1 protein-coding gene is annotated in these 242 nt (G+C 59.9%); it reads right to left on the bottom strand.

Features of this window, described 5'->3' with window-relative positions; translation table 11 throughout:
- The coding region (locus tag CH339_RS25945; protein WP_146610321.1) for an iron chelate uptake ABC transporter family permease subunit at positions 1 to 242 on the bottom strand (242 nt) is incomplete at both ends.

The following is a 242-nucleotide window of genomic DNA, read 5'->3' as shown; positions in this document are numbered from 1 at the left end:
GCCGGTCACACCGATGATATCCGGCGAAGCGAGCGGATTGCGGATCAGACCCTGGAGGATCGATCCGGCAGCCGCCAGACAGATTCCGGCAAACAGAGCGACCAAAATCCGCGGCATCCTGAAGGACATGATAATCAGGTCATCGCCCGGATCACCCATGCCCAAAAACGTTTTCGCGACGGCTCCCGGCGAAATAAAACGTTCGCCGATGCCGGCGCTGAGGACGACGGCACAAGCCGTCA

This window comes from Rhodobium orientis (assembly GCF_003258835.1).
Lineage (GTDB): Bacteria > Pseudomonadota > Alphaproteobacteria > Rhizobiales > Rhodobiaceae > Rhodobium > Rhodobium orientis.
The sequence above is the reverse complement of the archived record's forward strand: the minus strand, read 5'-3'. Positions and strand labels throughout refer to the sequence as shown.